This is a genomic window from Streptomyces sp. NPDC044064, from assembly GCF_056434245.1.
Window position 1 is genome coordinate 1 of record NZ_JBWKFN010000073.1, and the last position, 4,320, is coordinate 4,320.

The window sequence follows — 4,320 nt, forward strand, 5'->3', positions numbered from 1 at the left end:
CTCCCCCACCAACGGCACCACCACCGACGCCTCAACATCAGCAACAACCCCCCGCACACCACCCGAAACAGGCACCCACTCCAACCGCAGCAGTGTTGTTCCGTCCACAGCGGCGGCGGGGGCAAGCCGCATCGGGCGTGCGCCCAGCGTGGCTGACTCCACGGACAGCACCGGCACGCCCTGGGCGTCCGCGGCGGTGACGGAGATCGAGTGTTCGGTGAGTTTGGCGACGCGCATCCGTACAACCGATGCTCCGGTCGCGTGGAGCGATGCACCGTTCCAGGTGAGCGCGGCCAGCGGTTCGCTGTCGTCGACCCCCGCGAAACCGGCCGTCTGGACGGCGGCATCGAGCAGCGCGGGATGCAGTCCGTACAGGGCGGCATCGTCTCCGGTACCCGGGAGCGCGGCCTCCACGAAGACCTCGTCTCCGCGCCGCCACACGGCGCGTACGGTGCGGAAGGCCGGCCCGAAGTCGCTGTCCCCGTCCTCGTCCTCGTCTTCGTAGAAGCCATCCAAGTCGACTGGCACGGCGTCCTGCGGCGGCCATACCGACGCGTCGAAGTCGGCGACGGACTCCGCGGCAGTGATCCTGCCGGTGGCATGGCACGTCCACGGCTCTTCGGATGCGCCGTCCCGGCGTGCGTAACACCCGATCTCGCGAGTGCCGGAATCGTCCGGAGCACCGACCGTCACCTGGATCGCCGTCGCACCGGTTGCTGACAGCAGGAGCGGCTGCCCGGTCAGGACCAGTTCCTCGACACGGTCACATCCGACCTGGTCGCCGGCTCTGATCAGCAGCTCCAGGAACGCGGTGGGCGGGAACACCGGCGTGCCGTCAATGGTGTGATCTGCAAGCCACGGCTGAGCCTTCGGCGACAGCCGTCCCGAGAGCAGGACCTGGCCGCTGTCCGCCACGGACACAGCCGCGCCGAGCAGCGGGTGTTGTGTCGCGGTCAGTCCGACGCCGCTCACGTCTCCTGTACGTGCGGCCGGCGTGGGCCAGTACGGTTCACGCTGGAAGGGGTAGGTGGGCAGGTCCACACGCTGGGCGCCGGTCCCTTCGAACAGGCGCGCCCAGTCCACGTCGACACCAGCGCAGTGCATCCGCGCCAGTCCGGTGACCAGCGCGGTCTCCTCCGGACGATCCTTTCGGAGCAGAGGCGTGACTACGCAGTCCTGCTCGTCCTCCCCCATGCTCTGCTGCGTCAGTGCGGCGAGGACAGCGTCCGCTCCGACTTCCAGGAAGGCCGTGGCGCCCGCGCGGCGTAGGGCTCCTGTGCCGTCCCAGAATCGAACGGTGTCCCGGACGTGTCGGACCCAGTACTCGGGGGAACCCAGCTCCTCCTTCGTCGCGATCTCACCTGTGCGGTTCGAGACGACGGGGATCTCGGCGGTCCGAGACACCAGCCCTTCGACGACTTTCCGGAAGTCGTCGAGCATCGGGTCCATCAGCGGGGAGTGGAAGGCGTGCGACACCCGCAGCGGGGTCGTCCTGCGCCCCAATGCCTCGAAGTGGACACGGATCTGCCGCACCGCCTCCTCGGCCCCGGACACCACCAGCGACGACGGACCGTTGACGGCAGCCATGGCAACGAACTCGCTCAGCAGCGGACGTACTTCGTCGTCCGTCGCTTCGACAGCGAGCATCGCGCCACCCGCAGGCAGCGCCTGCATCAACCGGCCACGAGCAGCCACCAACGCGCAGGCGTCCTCCAGCGAGAACACCCCCGCCACATACGCGGCAGCCACCTCACCAATCGAATGCCCGGCCACGAACTCCGGCCGCACACCCAGCGATTCGACCAGACGGAACAACGCCACCTCGACCGCGAACAGACCGGTCTGCGTGTACAGCGTCTGGTTCAACAGATCAGCGTCATCACCCCACACCACATCGCGGACGGGACGGTCCAGATGCAGGTCCAACCCCGCACACACCGCATCGAACGCCTCCGCGAACACCGGGAAGCGCACGTACAGCTCACGCCCCATACCCAGCCGCTGCGACCCCTGACCCGAGAACAACACCGCCAACGACCGCTCAACCGCCACACCACGAGCGATCTCGGCACCGTCCACCAGCACCGCACGGTGCGCCATACGCGCACGGCCGACCGCCAGCGAGTAGGCCACGTCCAGCGGGCGTACACCGTCCAGCGCCGTGATGCGCTGCGCCTGGGCATCGAGCGCCTTCTCCGACTTCGCCGACACCACCAGCGGGACCACGTCGGGCCGTGCGGCCGGCTCGGTGGCGACCGGTTCCGCCGCCGGGGCCTGTTCCAGCACGACGTGGGCGTTGGTGCCGCTGATCCCGAATGACGACACACCCGCTCGCCATGGCCGGTCCGCCTCGGGCCAGGGCGTCGTCTCCGTGACAAGCCGTACGTCACCGGCAGTCCAGTCGACGTGCGTGGAGGGGGCGTCCACGTGCAGGGTGCGCGGCAGCACCCCGTGCCGCATCGCCATCACCATCTTGATCACACCCGCGACACCCGCCGCGGCCTGCGTGTGACCGATGTTCGACTTCACAGAGCCCAGCCACAGCGGACGTCCGGCATCGCGTCCGTTTCCGTACGTGGCGAGCAGCGCCTGTGCCTCGATCGGGTCGCCGAGCGTGGTGCCCGTGCCATGACCCTCGACGGCGTCCACGTCCGTGGGTGACAGGCCGGCGTTCGCGAGGGCCTGGCGGACAACTCGTTGCTGCGAGGGGCCGTTGGGAGCGGTGAGCCCATTGCTGGCGCCGTCCTGGTTGACTGCAGAGCCCCGCACCACGGCCAGGATCTGGTGTCCGTTGCGGCGGGCATCGGAGAGCCGTTCGAGTACGAGGACACCGACGCCCTCCGACCATCCGGTGCCGTCCGCCGCGTCCGCGTACGCCTTGCACCGGCCGTCCGTCGCCAGACCGCCCTGCCGCGTGAAGCCCAGGAAGCTCATGGGCGTGGTCAGGACGGTCGCACCTCCGGCGAGAGCGAGGGTGCATTCGCCGCTGCGCAGCGACTGGGCGGCCAGATGCATCGCGACCAGGGACGAGGAGCAGGCCGTGTCGATGGTGACGGCCGGGCCCTCCAGCCCGAAGGTGTACGAGACACGGCCCGAGATCACGCTGTTGGCGAGGCCGGTACTGGCGTGACCCTCCACGTCCTCGCGGGAGTTCATGACGAGCGACGCGTAGTCCTGACCTGTCGTCCCGACGAACACTCCGGTGCGGCTGCCGCGCAGCGACGCCGGGTCGATGGCCGCGCGCTCGATCGCCTCCCAGGAGGTTTCGAGGAGGAGCCGCTGCTGCGGGTCCATGGCCAGAGCCTCACGCGGAGAAATCCCGAAGAAGCCCGCGTCGAACTCGGCGAGTCGGGAGAGGAATCCGCCCTGCCGGGTGGCGCTGACAGCGCGGCCGTCCGTTCCACCGGTGCCGAAGAGGGCCTCGAGGTCCCACCCCCGGTCGGCCGGGAACTCCGACATGCCTTCCCGGCCTTCCAGGAGCATGTCCCACAGGGCTTCAGGAGTGTCCACGCCGCCGGGCATCCGGCAGGCCATCCCCACGATGGCGATCGGTTCGTCGTCGTGTCCACGCGCCGAGACGGGATGTGCGCCGGCGGCGTCGTCCTGCTCGTCGAGCAGTTCGGTGACGAGGTGCTGGGCGAGGACGGCCGGGGTGGGGTGGTCGAAGACCAGGGTGGCGGGCAGGCGCAGTCCGGTGACGGCGGTGAGCCGGTTGCGCAGCTCCAGCGCGGTCAGTGAGTCCACGCCGAGCTCACGGAACTCCCGCTCCGGAGCGACCGACTTGGCGGACGCGTGGCCGAGTACGGTCGCTGCCTCTGCCCGTACGAGGTCCAGGATGTACGGAACCCGGTCGTTCTCGCGCAACTCCCGCAGGGCCAGTGTGATCGCGGTCGCGGTGACAGCGCCCTCCGCGCCCGCCGCTGCTCGGCGCCGCCCGCCACGGATCAGACCACGGAACAGCGGAGGTACCTCGCCCAGAGGAGCGGCAGGGGTGGTGAGCCGTCCGATGGGGATGAGGTGGGGTTCGTCGAGGGTGGTCGCCGCGTCGAGGAGGGCCAGACCCTGCTCCACTGTCAACGGCGGGATACCGGACGAGGTGATCCGTTTGCGGTCGGCTTCGGACAAAGCCGCCGTCATACCAGCCGTCGGCGCCCACGCACCCCACGCCAGCGACTGCCCCGGCAAACCCAACGAACGACGATACAAAGCCAGAGCATCCAGATAAACGTTCGCCGCCGCATAGTTGCCCTGCCCCGCCGAACCCATCACACCCGAGATCGACGAGAACAGCACGAACCCCTTCAGATCCATGCCCCGCGT

1 protein-coding gene is annotated in these 4,320 nt (G+C 69.3%); it reads right to left on the bottom strand.

What is annotated here, in order from left to right; translation table 11 throughout:
* On the bottom strand, nt 1–4,320 hold a 4,320-nt coding region (locus AC07DS_RS46220; protein WP_479154731.1), incomplete at both ends, for a type I polyketide synthase.